This window comes from Halomonas denitrificans (assembly GCA_019800895.1).
Classification (GTDB): domain Bacteria; phylum Pseudomonadota; class Gammaproteobacteria; order Xanthomonadales; family Wenzhouxiangellaceae.
Genome location: JAHVKF010000001.1, coordinates 561,903 through 579,198, shown reverse-complemented (window position 1 = coordinate 579,198; position 17,296 = coordinate 561,903). Strand labels below are relative to the sequence as shown.

General features: G+C 65.5%; 16 protein-coding genes and 1 tRNA gene. 16 read left to right on the top strand and 1 reads right to left on the bottom strand.

Annotated elements, in window-relative coordinates; translation table 11 throughout:
* The first annotated feature begins 29 nt into the window (after positions 1-29).
* The 16 genes from secG (at position 30) to nuoN (ending at position 15,790) form a co-directional block, all read left to right on the top strand.
* The gene (secG, locus tag KUV67_02590) at positions 30-524 is read left to right on the top strand and encodes a preprotein translocase subunit SecG (protein MBY6203757.1); all 495 of its coding nucleotides are present in this window, start codon (positions 30-32) and stop codon (positions 522-524) included.
* A gap of 48 nt (positions 525-572) precedes the next feature.
* A tRNA-Leu gene (locus tag KUV67_02585) sits at positions 573-659 on the top strand.
* A 161-nt stretch (positions 660-820) separates the two neighbouring features.
* Positions 821-1,177, top strand: a complete 357-nt coding sequence (locus KUV67_02580) for an NADH-quinone oxidoreductase subunit A (GenBank protein MBY6203756.1) — start codon at positions 821-823, stop codon at positions 1,175-1,177.
* A 4-nt stretch (positions 1,178-1,181) separates the two neighbouring features.
* Positions 1,182-1,718, top strand: coding sequence for an NADH-quinone oxidoreductase subunit B (locus tag KUV67_02575; protein MBY6203755.1), 537 nt, complete (start codon positions 1,182-1,184; stop codon positions 1,716-1,718).
* A complete protein-coding gene (locus KUV67_02570; protein ID MBY6203754.1) occupies positions 1,715-2,446 on the top strand; it encodes an NADH-quinone oxidoreductase subunit C in 732 nt (243 codons plus the stop codon). The genes KUV67_02575 and KUV67_02570 overlap by 4 nt, the downstream gene beginning before the upstream one ends.
* 1 nt (position 2,447) lies before the next feature.
* The gene (locus KUV67_02565) at positions 2,448-3,701 is read left to right on the top strand and encodes an NADH-quinone oxidoreductase subunit D (GenBank protein ID MBY6203753.1); all 1,254 of its coding nucleotides are present in this window, start codon (positions 2,448-2,450) and stop codon (positions 3,699-3,701) included.
* Positions 3,698-4,225, top strand: a complete 528-nt coding sequence (gene nuoE / locus KUV67_02560) for an NADH-quinone oxidoreductase subunit NuoE (GenBank protein ID MBY6203752.1) — start codon at positions 3,698-3,700, stop codon at positions 4,223-4,225. Before KUV67_02565 ends, nuoE begins: the two co-directional genes overlap by 4 nt.
* Before the next feature lie 179 nt (positions 4,226-4,404).
* The gene (gene nuoF / locus KUV67_02555; protein ID MBY6203751.1) at positions 4,405-5,700 is read left to right on the top strand and encodes an NADH-quinone oxidoreductase subunit NuoF; all 1,296 of its coding nucleotides are present in this window, start codon (positions 4,405-4,407) and stop codon (positions 5,698-5,700) included.
* A 195-nt stretch (positions 5,701-5,895) separates the two neighbouring features.
* Complete coding sequence (nuoG, locus tag KUV67_02550) at positions 5,896-8,277, top strand: NADH-quinone oxidoreductase subunit NuoG (protein MBY6203750.1); 2,382 nt, start codon at positions 5,896-5,898, stop codon at positions 8,275-8,277.
* The gene (gene nuoH / locus KUV67_02545) at positions 8,274-9,278 is read left to right on the top strand and encodes an NADH-quinone oxidoreductase subunit NuoH (protein ID MBY6203749.1); all 1,005 of its coding nucleotides are present in this window, start codon (positions 8,274-8,276) and stop codon (positions 9,276-9,278) included. The genes nuoG and nuoH overlap by 4 nt, the downstream gene beginning before the upstream one ends.
* Before the next feature lie 2 nt (positions 9,279-9,280).
* On the top strand, positions 9,281-9,769 hold the full coding sequence (gene nuoI / locus KUV67_02540; GenBank protein MBY6203748.1) for an NADH-quinone oxidoreductase subunit NuoI: 489 nt from the start codon (positions 9,281-9,283) through the stop codon (positions 9,767-9,769).
* A gap of 132 nt (positions 9,770-9,901) precedes the next feature.
* On the top strand, positions 9,902-10,504 hold the full coding sequence (locus KUV67_02535; protein MBY6203747.1) for an NADH-quinone oxidoreductase subunit J: 603 nt from the start codon (positions 9,902-9,904) through the stop codon (positions 10,502-10,504).
* A gap of 1 nt (position 10,505) precedes the next feature.
* On the top strand, positions 10,506-10,811 hold the full coding sequence (nuoK, locus tag KUV67_02530; GenBank protein MBY6203746.1) for an NADH-quinone oxidoreductase subunit NuoK: 306 nt from the start codon (positions 10,506-10,508) through the stop codon (positions 10,809-10,811).
* A gap of 41 nt (positions 10,812-10,852) precedes the next feature.
* Entirely contained in the window at positions 10,853-12,814 is a 1,962-nt protein-coding gene (gene nuoL / locus KUV67_02525; GenBank protein ID MBY6203745.1) for an NADH-quinone oxidoreductase subunit L, read from the top strand.
* 31 nt (positions 12,815-12,845) lie between these two features.
* Complete coding sequence (locus KUV67_02520; protein ID MBY6203744.1) at positions 12,846-14,354, top strand: NADH-quinone oxidoreductase subunit M; 1,509 nt, start codon at positions 12,846-12,848, stop codon at positions 14,352-14,354.
* On the top strand, positions 14,354-15,790 hold the full coding sequence (gene nuoN / locus KUV67_02515; protein ID MBY6203743.1) for an NADH-quinone oxidoreductase subunit NuoN: 1,437 nt from the start codon (positions 14,354-14,356) through the stop codon (positions 15,788-15,790). The genes KUV67_02520 and nuoN overlap by 1 nt, the downstream gene beginning before the upstream one ends.
* A gap of 659 nt (positions 15,791-16,449) precedes the next feature.
* On the opposite strand, the gene prmC is transcribed toward nuoN, so the two are convergent.
* Entirely contained in the window at positions 16,450-17,295 is an 846-nt protein-coding gene (gene prmC, locus KUV67_02510; GenBank protein MBY6203742.1) for a peptide chain release factor N(5)-glutamine methyltransferase, read from the bottom strand.
* Position 17,296: the final 1 nt, after the last annotated feature.

The following is a 17,296-nucleotide window of genomic DNA, read 5'->3' as shown; positions in this document are numbered from 1 at the left end:
AATTCGACGACGACGGAATCTGACGACGCATGTTTACTGTATTGATCGTGTTGCACGTCCTGCTGGCCGCTGGCCTGATCGCCATCGTGCTGGTCCAGCGCGGACCGGGTGCGACCATGGGCGCCGCGTTCGGGTCCGGTGCATCGGGCACCGTGTTCGGCTCGCGCGGTGCGTCCAATTTCCTGACCCGCACGACCTCCTGGCTCGCGGTCGGTTTCTTCGGCATCAGCCTGACCATGGCGGTCCTCGCCGCCGGCGGCAACCGCGAAGCGACCGACGACCTGGGCGTGGTCGGCGCCCTCGAATCCTCCGCCGCCGATGCGGCGAACGATGCCGACGCGGCGGTCGACGCGGTCATCGAGCAGCTCGATTCCGAGCCGCGCGAAGCCTCGGGCGACGACGCGCAGGCCGACGGGGCGGACGATCAGTCCGGCAACCAGGCGTCCGGCAACCAGGCCGGCAACCAGGCCGCGTCTGCCGAGGACGAGTCGTCCGAGGTCATCCCGGAGCCTCCGGTCGACTGACCGTACGGTCGGCCGAGTTCCGAACAACGAGTTTCACGTCGTGTACCTGCCGAAGTGGTGGAATTGGTAGACACGCTGTCTTGAGGGGGCAGTGGCCTAACGGCCGTGCCGGTTCGAGTCCGGCCTTCGGCACCAGGTTCACGACGTAACGTTGCGACATATCGCTTCGACCGACCGAGTCTCGAAGCGATCGATTCACGACAAGGCGAAGGTGCAGGCGATCCGCCCGGGAGCCGCTGGGCGCGTCCTGTGCCATCCACCCCGGTCGAGCGGGGGCGAGCTGGAAGCGAGGCGAAATGCTGACCGAATACTTTCCGATCCTGATCTTTCTCGGTGTCGCGGCCGGCATGGGCGTCGCCCTGCTCGCGGCCGGTGGCATTCTCGGGCCGCGTCGCCCCGATGCCGAGAAGCTCTCGCCGTACGAGTGCGGCTTCGAGGCCTTCGAGGATTCGCGCATGAAGTTCGACGTGCGCTTCTACCTCGTCGCCATCCTGTTCATCATCTTCGATCTCGAAATCGCGTTTCTGTTTCCGTGGGCGGTGGCGCTCGATTCCATCGGCATGACCGGCCTGATCGCGATGTCCGTATTCCTGGCCGTGCTGGTGATCGGGTTCATCTACGAATGGAAGAAGGGCGCGCTGGAATGGGAGTGACCGCATGAGCGACATCGTTGAACTGAACCAGGTCGACGACATCCTGCGTCCCGGTGCCGACGCGAACCCGCTGCTGTCGAAGGGCATGGTCACGACGTCGGTCGACGCGCTGGTCAACTGGGCGCGCACCGGCAGCATGTGGCCGATGACCTTCGGCCTGGCCTGCTGCGCCGTCGAGATGATGCACGCCGGCGCGTCGCGCTACGACCTCGACCGCTTCGGCGTCGTGTTCCGGCCCAGCCCGCGCCAGTCCGACGTGATGATCGTTGCCGGCACGCTCTGCAACAAGATGGCCCCGGCCCTGCGCAAGGTCTACGACCAGATGCCCGATCCCAAGTGGGTGATCTCCATGGGCTCCTGCGCCAACGGTGGGGGTTACTACCACTATTCCTACGCAGTGACCCGCGGCTGCGACCGCATCGTGCCGGTCGACGTCTACGTCCCGGGTTGCCCGCCGTCGGCGGAGCAGCTGGTCTACGGCATCATCCAGCTGCAGAAGAAGATTCGACGGACGAATTCCTTCATGGCACCGGCCGCATGAGCACTTTCAGCGAACGCAACCAGACCATCGCCCGGCGCGTCGAGGAACTGCTCGGCGATCGCGTCGTCGCCGTGCGCGAGGACCATCGCCAGCTCATCGTCGAGCTGAAGCCGCGCGACTGGGTCGACAGCTGCACCCGGCTGCGCGACGACGAGACGCTGGCCTTCGACATGCTCATCGACCTCTGCGGGGTCGATTTCCTTGGCTACGGCGACGACGAGTGGGAAACCGCGGAAGCGTCCGGCTCGGGCTTCTCGCGCGGCGTCGATCACCTCGGTCCGGGCCGCTTCGACTGGGCCAGCCGGCCCGAGGCCGAGCAGATTCCCAATCGCTTCGCGGTGGTCTGCCAGCTGCTCTCGACCGCCCACAACCACCGCCTGCGCCTGCGCTGCCATCCCGACGAAGCGGATTTCCCCAGCCTGCCGTCGCTGGTCGAGGTGTGGGCGTCGGCCAACTGGTACGAGCGCGAAGCCTTCGACCTGTTCGGCATCGTGTTCGAGGGGCACCCGGACCTGCGTCGCCTGCTGACCGACTACGGATTCATCGGTCACCCGTTCCGCAAGGACTTCCCGCTGATCGGCAACGTCACGGTGCGCTACGACGAGGGCCGCAAGCGCGTGGTCTACGAACCGACCGAAATCGAGCCGAGGGTGCTCGTGCCGCGCGTGATCCGGCGCGATTCGAGGTACGTCGGCGACCAGCTCGACCGCCGCGAAGGGGGGCTGTGACATGGCCGAGATCCGCAACTACACGCTGAACTTCGGTCCCCAGCATCCGGCCGCCCACGGCGTCCTGCGGCTGATCCTGGAGATGGACGGCGAAGTCGTCCAGCGCGCCGACCCGCACGTCGGCCTGCTCCACCGGGCCACCGAGAAGCTTGCCGAGTCCAAGCCGTTCAACCAGTCGATCGGCTACATGGACCGGCTCGACTACGTCTCGATGATGTGCAACGAGCACGCCTACGTGCGCGCCATCGAGCAGCTTCTCGGTATCGAACCGCCGGACCGCGCGCAATGGATCCGCACGTTGTTCGACGAGATCACCCGCATCCTGAACCACCTGATGTGGATCGGCGCCAACGGCCTCGACCTGGGCGCGATGACGCTGTTCCTCTATGCCTTCCGCGAACGCGAGCAGCTGATGGACGTCTACGAGGCGGTCAGCGGCGCGCGGATGCACGCGACCTACTACCGCCCGGGCGGCGTCTACCGCGATCTGCCGGCCGAGATGCCCAAGGTCGAAGAAAACCGCTTCCGCAAGGCCTCCGACGTCAAGCGCCTCAACGAGTGGCGCGAAGGCTCGATGCTGGACTTCCTCGACGCCTTCATGGCCGATTTCTTCGACCGCGTCGACGAGTACGAGACCCTGCTCACGGACAACCGCATCTGGAAGCAGCGCAACGTCGGGATCGGCGTGGTGTCGCCGGAGCGTGCCCGCCAGCTGGGCTTCAGCGGACCGATGCTCAGGGGTTCGGGCATTGCCTGGGACCTGCGCAAGAAGCAACCCTACGCGCGCTACCGCGACGTCGATTTCGACATCCCGGTCGGCGTCAACGGCGATTGCTACGACCGCTACCTGGTGCGCGTCGAGGAGATGCGGCAGTCGGCGCGCATCGCCCAGCAGTGCATTCGCTGGCTGCGCGACAATCCCGGTCCGGTCATGGTCGGCAACTACAAGGTCGCGCCGCCGTCTCGCGAAGAAATGAAGGACGACATGGAAGCGCTGATCCACCACTTCAAGCTGTTCACCGAGGGCTACTGCGTGCCGGAGGGCGAGACCTACGCCGCGGTCGAGGCGCCCAAGGGCGAATTCGGCTGCTACCTGATTTCCGACGGCGCCAACAAGCCCTTCCGCGTGCATCTGCGCGCGCCGGGCTTCGCCCACCTCTCGGCAATGGACGAAATGGCGCGCGGGCACATGCTGTCCGACGTGGTGGCATTGATCGGTACCCAGGACATCGTATTCGGAGAGATCGACCGATGAGTTTCCAGGCCCACGAGAGCCCGGCGGCCGGCAAGGCCGAACTGCTGAGCGACGCGACCCGGTCGACGATCGACCACTGGAAGACCAAGTTTCCGGACTCGCTGGAAGGGCGGCGCTCGGCGGTCATCCAGGCCCTGTACGCCGCCCAGGTCCAGAACGACGGCTACCTGACCAGCGACCTGATGGACGCGGTGGCCGACTACCTCGAGCTGCCGCCGGTCTGGGTCTACGAGGTCGCGACCTTCTACTCGATGCTGGAAACGAAGCCGGTCGGACGGAACTCGATCTCGATCTGCACCAACATCTCCTGCATGCTCTGCGGCGCCGACAAGATCGTCGACTACGTCGAGAGCAAGCTGGGCACGAAGCTGGGCGAGACGACCGCCGACGGGCGCATCTTCCTGAAGATCGAGGAGGAGTGCGTGGCGGCCTGCACCGGCGCGCCCATGATGATCGTCAACGGTCACTACCACGAGAACCTGACCGAGGAGAAGATCGACGAAATCCTCGCCGGCCTCGAGTGACCCAGAAACTTTTCGTTATCCACAGATGAACACGGATGAACACAGATTGGAAGAACCGGCGCTCCATCGGGGCCTGCCGACACGGCGGATGAACCGCGGTTCTGCGAACTCGCTTGGCACCGGGCCGGAATACCATCCGTGTTCATCCGTGTCCATCTGTGGACAAGAGGCTTTTGCTAATGGCTGACCACAACGTCTGTTTCACCCATCTCGACGAGCCCGAGTGCTGGTCGCTGGAGGCCTACCGCAAGCACGGTGGCTACGAGGCGTGGGAGAAGGTCCTGGCCGAGAAGACCGCGCAGGAAGACATCATCGAGGAGGTCAAGAAGTCCTCGCTGCGGGGGCGTGGCGGCGCAGGCTTCCCGACCGGCCTGAAATGGTCGTTCATGCCGCGCTCGGCGCCGGGTCAGAAATACCTGCTGTGCAACTCGGACGAGTCCGAGCCCGGCACCTGCCATGATCGCGACATCCTGCGCTACAACCCGCACGCGGTGATCGAGGGCATGGCGATCGGCTGCTATGCCATGGGCGCGACGGTCGGCTACAACTATCTTCGCGGCGAGTTCCACCACGAGCCCTTCGAGCGTTTCGAAGCGGCCCTGAAGGAGGCCTACGAGGCCGGCCTGCTGGGCACGAACATCAAGGATTCGGGGATCGACGTGGACATCTACGCGGTGCTCGGTGCCGGCGCGTACATCTGCGGCGAAGAAACCGCGCTGATGGAGTCGCTGGAAGGCAAGAAGGGCCAGCCCCGCTTCAAGCCGCCGTTCCCGGCCAATTTCGGTATCTACGGCAAGCCGACCACGATCAACAACACGGAGACCCTGGCCTCGGTCCCGGCGATCCTGCGCAACGGCGCCGACTGGTTCCTGAACATCGGCAAGCCGAACAACGGCGGCCCGAAGATCTTCTCCGTGTCGGGCCACGTGGCGCAGCCGGGCAACCACGAGATTCCCCTCGGCACGCCGTTCGCGAAGTTGCTCGAGATGTGCGGCGGCATGCGAGACGGCAATGCGCTGAAGGGCGTGATCCCGGGCGGCTCGTCGATGCCGGTGCTGCCGGCCGACGTGATGATGGACATCACCATGGATTACGACGCGCTGCAGAAGGCCGGGTCCGGCCTGGGCTCCGGCGCGGTCATCGTGATGGACGAGACGACCTGCATGGTCAGCGCCTGCACCCGCATCGCGCGCTTCTACTACGCCGAGTCCTGCGGTCAGTGCACGCCCTGCCGGGAAGGGACGGGCTGGATGTACCGGGTGCTGAAGCGGATCAGCGACGGGCAGGGGCGCCCCGAGGACATCGACCTGCTGGCCTCGGCGGCCGGTCAGATCGAGGGCCACACGATCTGTGCCTTCGGCGAAGCCGCGGCATGGCCGGTCCAGGGCTTCCTGCGTCACTTCCGGCACGAGTTCGAGTACTTCGTCGAGCACAAGCGCTCGATCGTCGCCGACAAGTTCGGCGCCGCGGCCTGAACTTCAGAAAGGCCTGACCGCAGATGAACGCAGATGGACGCAGATTGAAACCGTGGAACAAGCAACTGCAGACCTGGCAATGAGTCCGTTCCGTCGACGCGTCCCGGGCCGGCGCGGCGAAGGAGTCTGTGCTCTGCATCCGCGTTCATCCGCGTTCATCCGCGGTAATCAAACAGAGTTTTCACGAGTCTGACTATGGCAACAGTCGAAAACAAGCCGGTGGATACGGTGACGATCGAGGTCGACGGCCGCGAGCTGGAAGCGCGCAAGGGCCAGATGATCATCGAGGTGACCGATCGTGCGGGCATCGAGATTCCGCGCTTCTGCTATCACCGCAAGCTGTCGATCGCGGCCAACTGCCGGATGTGCCTGGTCGACGTGGAGAAGGCGCCGAAGCCGCTGCCGGCCTGCGCCACCCCGGTGGCCGACGGCATGAAGGTGTTCACCCGTTCCCGCCGCGCCGTCGACGCGCAGCGCGGTGTGATGGAGTTCCTGCTGATCAACCACCCGCTGGACTGCCCGATCTGCGACCAGGGCGGCGAGTGCGAGCTGCAGGACCTGGCGATGGGCTACGGCCGGTCGATCTCGCGCTTCACCGAACGCAAGCGCGTGGTCAAGGACAAGAACCTCGGTCCGCTGGTGGCCACGGACATGACCCGCTGCATCCACTGCACGCGCTGTGTGCGTTTCCTCGAGGAAATCGCCGGCACCGCTGAACTCGGCGGCGTCGGCCGCGGTGAGAAGACCGAGATCTCGACCTTCATCGAGCGCAATATCGACTCGGAGCTGTCGGGCAACATCATCGACCTGTGTCCGGTCGGTGCACTGACCAACAAGCCGTTCCGCTATTCCGCCCGCGCCTGGGAAATGTCGGCCCGGCCGTACATCGGTACGCACGACTGTGTCGGGTCGAAGCTGCACTATCACGTCCGTCGCGGCGAGATCATGCGCGCGGTGCCGCGCGACGACGAAGCGGTCAACGAGTGCTGGCTCGCCGACCGCGATCGCTATTCGCACTTCGGCCTCGCCGCCGACGATCGCGTGACTCAGCCCAGGATCAAGCGCGACGGCCAGTGGCAGGACGTCGACTGGGAGACCGCCCTCGATTTCGTCGGCAAGCGTCTGTCGGCAACGATCGACGAGCACGGCGCAGACCAGGTCGGCATCCTGGCCTCGCCGCGGGCGACCAGCGAGGAGTTTCGCCTCCTGCGCAGCCTGGCCGACGGCCTCGGCACGCCGAACCTCGATCACCGCCTGCGCGTGACCGACGACCGCGACCCGAACCTCGGCCGCGCGCGACTCGATCGGCCGTCCGAGGACCTGTCGCGGGCCGACGCCGTGTTCCTCGTCGGCAGCCACCTGCGCCACGACCAGCCGATCCTGAATCATCGGGTCCGCAGCGCATGGCGCTCGAACGGCGCGAAGGTGATGGACCTGAACCCGATCGCCTGGGATCTCCCCTACGACCTCGCCGCTCGCGTGATCGTGCCGCCGCAGCAGATGGTCGCGGGGCTCGCGCGTGTGCTGCACGCGGCCTACCAGGCCGCCGACGCCTCCGTGCCGGACAGTGCCCTCGGTCGGTTCATCGCCGACCACGTGCCGGACGAAGCCGCCCGCGCGGTGGCCGATGCCCTGCGGGATGCCGATCATGGCTTCGTGCTCCTCGGCGACGTCGCCCTGGCCCACCCGCAGGCCGCGATCCTCCGGGCCCTGGCCGACGACCTCTGCCGGGTGCTGGAGACGGCGCGGATGTTCCTGCCCGGAAGGGCGAATTCCGAGGGCGCCTGGCGCGCCGGAGCGGTGCCGGGCGCCAACGGCCTGTCCGCGGCCGCGCAGATCGGGGCGCCTCTGAAGGCCTACATCCTCCACGACCTCGAGCCTGAGTTCGACCTGCCCGATCCCGCCGCAGCCCGCGCCGCGCTGGCCCGGGCCGACCTGGTCGTCGCCTTCGCCGCGTTCGCCGGCACGGACCTGCTCGACAGCGCCCACGTGCTGCTGCCGCTGGCCGCAGCGCCGGAAACCGACGGCAGCTTCGTCAACCTCGACGGCCTGCGCCAGATCGTCGACGCGGTGGGCCGGGCGCCCGGTGCCGCGCGGCCGGGTTGGAAGATCCTGCGCAAGCTGGGCGAGCAACTCGAACTCGACGGCTTCGATTTCACCCACATCGGGCAGGTCGCCCCGGTGTACGACGAGTCCGCCGTTGGCGCGCCCGAGCTGGACGACGACGCCTTCGCGTCCGCCGACGACGGCGAGGACGCACTCTGGCGGGTCGGCGTCGTGCCGATGTTCGGCGGCGACGCGCTGCAGCGCCGCTCGAAGCCGCTCCAGGACACGGACCACGCCGACAATGCCTATGTCGTGCTGCATCCGTCGGCGCGCGACTCGCTGGAACTCGGCCAGGCCGAACGGGTCCGGATCGTCCAGGGAACCGAGCGTGCGATCGCCCCGCTGCGCTACGACGACGGCGTGCCGCCGGGTGCGGCGTGGTTGCCGGCGACCAGCTGCCTGTCCAGCCGGCTCGGCGCGGCCTGGGCTCCGCTGGAACTGGAAGCCGCCGACGCGGAGGACGACCGATGATCGAACAGCTGACGGTGCTGGCCTGGACGGTCGCCAAGATCCTGATGATCATGGTGCCGCTGATCCTGGCCGTGGCGTACTACACCTACGCCGAGCGCAAGGTGATCGGTTACATGCAGTCGCGCGTGGGGCCGAACCGGGTCGGGCCGAAGGGCCTGTTCCAGCCCTTCGCCGACGTGTTCAAGCTGCTGCTCAAGGAAATCATCCTCCCGGCCAACGCGAACCGGTTCCTGTTCATCCTTGCACCGATGCTGACGCTGGTCCCGGCCTTCGCGGCCTGGGCCGTGGTGCCGTTCTCCGACCGGCTGGTGCTGGCCGACATCGACGCCGGCCTTCTCTACATTCTGGCCATGACGTCGATGGGTGTCTACGGCGTGATCGTCGGCGGTTGGGCGTCGAACTCCAAGTATGCCTTCCTCGGCTGCCTGCGCTCCGCGGCCCAGATCGTGTCCTACGAGATCGCGATGGGCTTCGCCCTGGTCGGTGTGATCATCCTGTCCGGCAGCCTGAACCTGACGGCCATCGTCGACGCGCAGGGAGGCGGCATACTGAGCTGGTTCTGGCTGCCGCTGTTCCCGCTGTTCGTCGTCTACTTCATCTCGGGCGTGGCCGAGACGAACCGCGCGCCCTTCGACGTCGCCGAGGGCGAGTCGGAGATCGTTGCCGGCTTCCACGTCGAATACTCGGGCAGCGCCTTCGCTCTGTTCTTCCTGGCCGAATACGCCAACATGATCCTGATCTCCGCGCTGACCGCGTTGCTGTTCTTCGGCGGCTGGCTGAGCCCCCTGGCCGGGGTGCCGGTGGTCGGTGAACCCGGTCCGCACTGGTTCCTGATCAAGACCTTCGGCTTCATGTTCCTGTTCCTGTGGTTCAGGGCGACCTTCCCGCGCTATCGCTATGACCAGATCATGCGCCTGGGCTGGAAGGTCTTCATCCCGATCACGATCGTATGGATCCTGGTGGCCGGTCTGTTCCGGGTCTCCGGGTTCTACGGAGGTTGACGATGCACGCCGTTCGACAGTATTTCCAGTCGCTGATGCTGCTGGAGCTCTTCAAGGGACTGAACCTGACCTTCCGCTACTTCACGCGGCCGAAGTTCACGCTCAGCTACCCGGAGGAGAAGACGCCGAAATCGCCGCGCTATCGCGGCCTGCACGCGCTGCGCCGCTACCCGAACGGCGAGGAGCGCTGCATCGCCTGCAAGCTCTGCGAAGCCGTCTGCCCGGCGCTTGCGATCACCATCGATTCGACCCAGCGCGAAGACGGAAGCCGCCGGACCACGCGCTACGACATCGACCTGTTCAAGTGCATCTATTGCGGTTTCTGCGAGGAAAGCTGCCCGGTGGACTCGATCGTCGAGACCGACTTCACCGAGTACCACTTCGAGAACCGCGGCGAGAACATCGTCGACAAGCAGCAGCTGTTGGCGCTGGGTGACCGGCTCGAGCCGCAGATCGCCGCGGCCAAGGCCCGGGACGCGGCCTACCGCTGACGCCGGACGACGCGGGATCAGGGCCCGCCCGGCGCTTCAATGAACCGAAACGAGAGGGAAACGAGTTCGACGATCGAACGGCCGGCTTTCGCGAGCGGAACCGGCCGAACGGACTGAACCGGAACTGAAACCATGCCAATCATCGAAATCATCTTCTACCTGTTCGGTGGCGTGCTGACCCTGGCCGCGCTGAGCGTGATCACCTCGCGCAACCCGGTCTATTCGGTGCTGTTCCTGGTGCTCTGCTTCTTTTCCGCCGCCTGCATCTGGCTGCTGCTTGAAGCGGAGTTCCTGGCCATCACGCTGGTGCTGGTCTACGTCGGCGCCGTGATGGTGTTGTTCCTGTTCGTGGTGATGATGCTCGACATCAACCTTGCCGTACTCAAGGCCGGCTTCGCCCGCTATCTGCCCGTGGGCATCCTGGTCGCGCTGGCGATGGCTGCCCAGCTGTTCATCCTGATCTGGTCGCGCGGTCTCGACACGAACGTGATGATGCCGCGCGCCGAGGGCGAGGGCAGCAACACCCGCGCGCTGGGCGAATGGCTGTTCACCGAGTACCTCTACCCGTTCGAGATCGCCGGCTTCGTGCTGCTGGTCGCGATCGTGGCGGCGATCATGCTGACCCACCGCCGCCGTCCACAGACCAAGTACCAGGATCCGTCGCAGCAGGTCCGGATCCGGCGCGAGGAGCGGGTCCGACTGGTCCAGGTCGAATCCGAAGGAGGGGAGAACTGACATGCTCACCCTGGCGCACTTCCTGACCCTCGGCGCGATCCTGTTCTCGATCGGCGTGGCCGGCATCTTCCTGAACCGGAAGAACATCATCATCCTGCTGATGTCGATCGAGTTGATGCTGCTGGCGGTCAACATGAACTTCATCGCCTTCTCCCGATTCCTGGACAACATGGACGGGCAGGTCTTCGTGTTCTTCATCCTGACCGTCGCCGCCGCCGAGGCCGCCATCGGTCTGGCCATCCTGGTCGTCCTGTTCCGGAACCGGCAGACGATCAACGTCGAAGACATCGAGGAACTCCGGGGCTGACGCGCCCGGCTGTCACGAGAACCGAACGGACGAATTGACGAGTGGATATCAAGACCGTATTGCTGCTGATCCCGCTGCTGCCGCTCGCCGGCAGTGCCATCGCGGGACTGTTGCGGCACCCGATCGGGCGCACCGGCGCCCACACCGTGACCATCCTGGCCGTAGCCGGCTCGTTCGCGCTGTCGGCGTGGGTGGCCTGGCAGGTCTTCACCACCGACTGGCAGGTGCTGAACTACACGGTCTACCAGTGGGCGGTTGTCGACGGAATCGATCTCGAAGTCGGCTTCCTGATCGACTCGCTGACCGCGCTGATGATGGTGGTGGTGACCTTCGTGTCGCTGATGGTCCACGTCTACACCATCGGCTACATGAAGGACGATCCGGGGTACCAGCGCTTCTTCGCCTACATCAACCTGTTCACGTTCGCGATGCTGATGCTGGTCATGGCGAACAACTTCCTCCAGCTGTTCTTCGGCTGGGAGGCGGTCGGCGTGGTCTCCTACCTGCTGATCGGCTTCTACTTCAAGAAGGAATCGGCGGTACGGGCCAACCTGAAGGCCTTCCTGGTCAACCGGGGCGGCGATTTCGGCCTCCTGCTCGGCGTCGCAGCCGTGCTGATGTACATGGGATCGCTGGATTACGCCGAAGTCTTCGCCGCGGCACCTTCGGTCGCGGGCGAGACCTTCTCGCCGTTCGGCAGTGTCGAGTGGTCGGTGATGACCTTCATCTGCATCTGCCTGTTCATCGGTGCGATGGGCAAATCGGCCCAGGTGCCGCTGCATGTCTGGCTGCCCGATTCGATGGAAGGCCCGACCCCGATCTCGGCGTTGATCCATGCCGCGACCATGGTCACCGCGGGCATCTTCATGGTCGCGCGTCTTTCGCCGCTCTACGAACTGTCGTCGACCGCACTGAGCTTCATTCTGATCATCGGCGCGACCACGGCCCTGTTCACGGGCCTGATCGGCATCGTCCAGAACGACATCAAGCGCGTCGTGGCCTATTCGACGCTGTCGCAGCTCGGCTACATGACGGTCGCGCTCGGCGCCTCGGCCTATTCGGTGGCGATCTTCCACCTGATGACCCACGCGTTCTTCAAGGCGCTGCTGTTCCTGGCCGCCGGCTCCGTGATCATCGCGATGCACCACAAGCAGGACATGCGCGAAATGGGCGGCCTGGGTCGGAAGATGCCGATCACCGCGGCCACCGCCTGGATCGGCTCCCTGGCGCTGATCGGCTTCCCGTTCTTTTCCGGCTTCTTCTCCAAGGACCTGATCATCGAGTCGACCAAGCTGGTCGAGCGGACCGGCGGATCCTATGCCGTATTCGCGGTCTACGCCGGCGTGGTGGTGACCGCGCTGTACACGTTCCGCATGCTGTACCTGACCTTCCACGGCAAGGCGCGGGCGGACGAGGAAACGCTGTCCCATGCACACGAATCTCCCTGGGTGGTGACCGTTCCACTGGTCCTCCTGGCCATTCCGTCGCTGCTGATCGGCTACTTCACCGTCGAACCGTTGCTGTTCGGCGGTGCCCTGGCCGACGCGATCTACATCGATCCCGCATCGGATCCGGTGGCCAAGCTGGGCGACAAGTTCCACGGCGCAGCCGCATTCGCGATGCACGGTTTCGTCACGCCGGTGTTCTGGCTGGCGATGCTCGGGGTCGGACTGGCCACCTGGATCTACCTGTTCCAGCCCTCGATCGCATCGACGCTCAAGAATCGCTTCCACGGACTGTGGCTCGTGCTGGACCGCAAGTACGGCTTCGACGAGTTCTACCAGAACGTGATCGTCGGCGGCGGCATGGGGCTGGCCCGCTTCCTGTCGAAGCGCGGCGACCGGATGATCATCGACGGCTGGTTGGTCCACGGCTCGGCGCGCCTGGTCGGCGCGGTGGCCGCTCGGGTGCGCAACGTCCAGACCGGCTTCCTCTATCACTACGCCTTCGCGATGATCATCGGCCTGGTGGCCCTGGTCTTCGCGTTCGTGCTGCTGAAATGAACAAATCAAGGTTGATTCGCTGATGGGTGTCATGAACTGGCCGCTGCTGAGCCTCGTCGTCTGGCTTCCGATCCTGGTCGGGTCGGTCCTGCTGTTCGTGCCCGAGGCGCGCGCCTCGCTGGGCCGCGGCCTGGCCCTGGTCGCCAGCCTTGCCGCACTTGCCTTGTCGCTGGTCCTGCTCGGCGGCTTCGAGCTGGGTACGGCCGCCTACCAGTTCGAGGAGAAGACGACCTGGATCAAGGCCTTCGACATCCACTATCACCTCGGCGTCGACGGCTTCTCGCTGCCGCTGATCGCCCTGACCGCACTGACGACCGTGCTGGTCGTGATCGCGGCCGGGTCGGTGCGCTCCCGGGTCAACCAGTACCTCGGCGCGTTCCTGATCCTCTCGGGACTGATGAGCGGCATGTTCGCGGCGCTCGACGCGATGCTGTTCTACGTGTTCTTCGAAGCCATGCTGGTGCCGATGTTCCTGATCATCGGCATCTGGGGCGGACCGAACCGGATCGTGGCGACGATCAAGTTCTTCCTGTTCACCTTCTTCGGCTCGGTGTTCATGCTGATCGCGCTGATCTGGCTGTACCTGCAGTCCGGCAGTTTCGCGATTGCCGACCTCCACCAGCTTCCGATCGGTCTGGAGGCCCAGATCTGGCTCTTCCTTGCCTTCCTGATCGCCTTCGCGGTCAAGATTCCGATGTGGCCGGTGCACACCTGGCTGCCCGACGCCCACGTCGAGGCGCCGACCGGCGGGTCCGTGGTCCTGGCGGCCGTGATGCTGAAGATCGGCGGCTACGGCCTGATCCGCTTCTCGCTGCCGATCGCGCCGGATGGCTCGGCCGCCCTCGACTGGCTGGTCATCGGGCTGTCGCTGGTCGCGATCGTGTACATCGGCTTCGTGGCCCTGGCCCAGCAGGACATGAAGAAGCTGATCGCCTACAGCTCGATCTCGCACATGGGCTTCGTGACCCTGGGCCTGTTCCTGGCCTTCGCGATTGCGCGCAACACCGGTGAACTCACGGGCGCCGGTCTCGGTATCTCCGGCGCCATGGTCCAGATGATTTCCCACGGGTTCATCTCCGGTGCGATGTTCCTTGCCGTCGGCGTGCTCTACGATCGTATGCACAGCCGGCGGATCGCCGATTACGGCGGCGTGGCCAATACCATGCCGTGGTTCGCGATGTTCGCGGTGCTGTTCTTCATGGCCAACTCGGGCCTCCCGGGGACCAGTGGATTCGTCGGCGAGTTCATGGTGATCCTGGCCGCGTTCAAGGCCAACGCCTGGTTCGCGTTCTTCGCCGCGATGACGCTGATCCTTGGTGCGGGCTATTCGCTGTACCTGGTCAAGCGCGTGTTCTACGGCGAGGTGGCCAACAAGCAGGTCGCAGAACTGCGTGACCTGGACGGTCGCGAATGGATCGTTCTGACCGTGCTGGCCGTGTTCACCCTGGGTCTCGGGGTCTGGCCTTATCCGCTGATCGAAATGATGGAACCCTCCGTGGCCAACCTGGTTGACCACATCACGACAACGAAGGTCGATTGATGAGCGTTTCGGAACTGCAGCTCGCGCTGCCGGAAATCTTCATTGCCGCCATGGCCTGCGTCGTGCTGGTCGCGGACCTGTTCGTGACCGAGTCCCGGCGCGGCCTGACCCATACACTGGCGCTGATGGTGCTGGCCTTCGCCGTGATCATCACCCTTCGGATGATGACGCCGGCGGGCGAATCCCTGCTGGCGTTCAGCGACACCTTCGTTCGCGACCGCTTCGGCGACATCGTGAAGCTGTTCGCCTACCTGGTGCTGATGGGCGTATTCGTCTACGCCAAGCACTTCCTGCGCATGGCCGGACTGTTCAAGGGCGAGTTCTATTCGCTGAGCCTGTTTGCACTGCTGGGCGTGATGATCATGATCTCTGCCGGCAGCCTGCTGACCGTCTACCTGGGCCTCGAGCTGCTGGCGCTGTCGAGCTATGCACTCGTCGCGCTGAACCGCGATTCGGCCAGCGGCGCCGAGGCGGCGATGAAGTACTTCATTCTCGGGTCCCTGGCCTCGGGCATCCTTCTGTTCGGCATGAGCCTGATCTACGGCGCGACGGGGACGCTCGCGCTCACCGAGGTCTCGGCCGCGCTGGGCCAGGCGGCCTCCGGGGATGCGCTGCTGGCCTTCGGGCTGGTGTTCCTGGTCGTCGGCATCGCGTTCAAGCTTGGCGCCGTGCCGTTCCACATGTGGTTGCCCGACGTCTACCAGGGTGCGCCCGCCGCGGTCACGCTGCTGATCGCCTCGCTGCCCAAGCTGGGTTATCTCGCCCTGGCCATCCGGCTGCTTTCCGACGGCATGGGCCCGCTGCACGCGGACTGGCAGATGATGCTGGCGGTGCTCGCCGCGCTGTCCATGATCCTCGGCAACGTGGTCGCGATTGCCCAGTCCAATTTCAAGCGGATGCTGGCGTACTCGACGATCTCCCACGTCGGCTTCATCCTGCTCGGCCTGCTGGCCGGCAGCGCGGCCGGCTACGCTGCGGCGACCTTCTACACGATCGTCTACACGCTGATGTCTGCCGGGGCCTTCGCGATGATGATCCTGTTGTCGCACCAGGGCGTGGAAGCCGAAAACCTCGACGACTTCAAGGGCCTGGCGAAGCGCAGCCCGTGGTTCGCGCTGATGATGCTGATGCTGATGTTCTCGCTGGCCGGCATCCCCGTCTTCGTCGGTTTCTTTGCCAAGTGGCAGGTCATTGCCGCTGCGATCCAGGCCGGCTTCACGGGCCTGTCGATCCTGGCCGTGGTGACGGCCGTCATCGGTGCGTTCTACTACCTGCGCGTCGTCAAGCTCATGTACTTCGACGACCCGGAGAACACCACGCCCGTCGATGCCCCGTTCGATTTCAAGACGGTCCTGTCGATCAACGGCGTGGCGATGCTGGCGCTGGGCATCTTCTCCAGCGGGCTGATCAGCCTGTGTGTGAGTGCCTTCGGGTAAGGTTTTCTTCGCTAGCGCGTAGCGGTGCTTATCGCTTGCGTGACGAATCTCTCCTGACCCTGGTGATCCAGGGTTCCTGGAAACAGAACCAACCCCGAAAGGCCTTTCGCCCCGCGCTTCGCGCTTGCGGGCGACCTTATTTTGTCAGGCGCGACAAAAGCAGGCAGAAGCGCTCTTCAAGAACGGGTCGTATCGAGGGGCGAGTTTCCCGGCTGATGCCGTGGCGACGATACTCGATGGGCGGCTCCGGGAGACGAGAGGCTGTGGGTCGCAACCTCCAGGATTACCCAGGGTGGACACGGAGCGGACTCTGCTTCGGCCCTGCAGAGATCTCAAAGGCCGTGCCCACCGAGGCTGAAGATCTCCGATCCTTTATCCGGTAGCCGAAGCCTGGTGCTCGACAGTTTCTCGTGTCTCAGCGCGGTAAGCGATTTTCTGCGCCGCGCCGCAGCCTGACGGGCAGCCCCGCTCTCCTCGCACCGCTTCTGAGAGCGCTTTTGCGTACGTTTGAGGCGACTGTCAAAAGTACCTCGCTAGAAAGCGGGCGCAGCCCGCGTGGCGAAACTGCTTTTGGAACAGAATCCAGTTCGGACACGCACCCCGCGCGGCCAACCCGTTCGAGATGCGAAAAACGAGCCCGCTGACGCGAATCGCCGGCCTCAACCGGCCGGTCGTCGCCCCCCGCTGATGCGCTCGATGCCCGCCAGGTCGGTCCGAGTCTCCAGCGACTCGAAGCCGGCAGCGGCAAACAGGCCGCGCACGGCCTTCGCCTGGTCGTGGCCGTGCTCCAGCCAGAGCCATCCGCTCGGCGCGAGACGCTCGAACGCCTGCGCGACCAGGGATCGGATCAGCGACAGGCCGTCGGCGCCGTCGGTCAGGGCGACGCGCGGTTCGAAGCGCAGGTCGCCGCGATCCAGGTGCGGGTCATCGGCGGCGATATAGGGCGGGTTGCTGACCACGGCGTCGAAGGGGCCTTCGACGGCAGAGAGCAGGTCGGACCGGACCCGGCGCACGTTGTCGTTGCCGAGTCTCGCCCGGTTGGCTTCGGCGACCTCGAGCGCGGCGTCGGAGAGATCGGTCAGGACGATCGACCAGTCGGGTCGTTCGGACGCAAGGGTCAGGCCGATGCAGCCCGAGCCGGTGCCAACGTCGGCGACCCGCGCGCCGGCAGGAAGGTCGAGCGCCAGCACGGCTTCGACCAGGTGCTCGGTTTCCGGGCGCGGAATCAGCACGTCCGGCCCGACCCGGAAGGGGCGGCCGAAGAACTCGCGCTCGCCGAGCAGGTAGTGGAGCGGTTCTCCGTCGGTTCGTCGGGCCAGCAGGCCGGCCAGCCGGTCGGCTTCGGCGGCCGTCAGGCGATGGTCGCCGTGGGCGAACACCCAGGCTGTGCTGCGGTCGAGGATCGCCGCGGCCAGCTGGCGCATCTCGCGGGTTTCGATCCGGTCGGCATAGGGGCCGGTGACTGCGTCCAGCCGGACCCGATTCTCGTCGCTCGAGCCGGACACC

Bases quoted from the DNA above. Each gene is read 5' to 3' on its own strand.
- nuoK (MBY6203746.1), top strand. From the start codon at position 10,506: ATGCTCACCCTGGCGCACTTCCTGACCCTCGGCGCGATCCTGTTCTCG.
- KUV67_02535 (MBY6203747.1), top strand. From the start codon at position 9,902: ATGCCAATCATCGAAATCATCTTCTACCTGTTCGGTGGCGTGCTGACC.
- KUV67_02575 (MBY6203755.1), top strand. From the start codon at position 1,182: ATGAGCGACATCGTTGAACTGAACCAGGTCGACGACATCCTGCGTCCC.
- KUV67_02520 (MBY6203744.1), top strand. From the start codon at position 12,846: ATGAACTGGCCGCTGCTGAGCCTCGTCGTCTGGCTTCCGATCCTGGTC.
- nuoG (MBY6203750.1), top strand. From the start codon at position 5,896: ATGGCAACAGTCGAAAACAAGCCGGTGGATACGGTGACGATCGAGGTC.
- nuoF (MBY6203751.1), top strand. From the start codon at position 4,405: ATGGCTGACCACAACGTCTGTTTCACCCATCTCGACGAGCCCGAGTGC.
- KUV67_02570 (MBY6203754.1), top strand. From the start codon at position 1,715: ATGAGCACTTTCAGCGAACGCAACCAGACCATCGCCCGGCGCGTCGAG.
- KUV67_02565 (MBY6203753.1), top strand. From the start codon at position 2,448: ATGGCCGAGATCCGCAACTACACGCTGAACTTCGGTCCCCAGCATCCG.
- nuoI (MBY6203748.1), top strand. From the start codon at position 9,281: ATGCACGCCGTTCGACAGTATTTCCAGTCGCTGATGCTGCTGGAGCTC.
- nuoE (MBY6203752.1), top strand. From the start codon at position 3,698: ATGAGTTTCCAGGCCCACGAGAGCCCGGCGGCCGGCAAGGCCGAACTG.
- nuoH (MBY6203749.1), top strand. From the start codon at position 8,274: ATGATCGAACAGCTGACGGTGCTGGCCTGGACGGTCGCCAAGATCCTG.
- secG (MBY6203757.1), top strand. From the start codon at position 30: ATGTTTACTGTATTGATCGTGTTGCACGTCCTGCTGGCCGCTGGCCTG.
- nuoN (MBY6203743.1), top strand. From the start codon at position 14,354: ATGAGCGTTTCGGAACTGCAGCTCGCGCTGCCGGAAATCTTCATTGCC.
- KUV67_02580 (MBY6203756.1), top strand. From the start codon at position 821: ATGCTGACCGAATACTTTCCGATCCTGATCTTTCTCGGTGTCGCGGCC.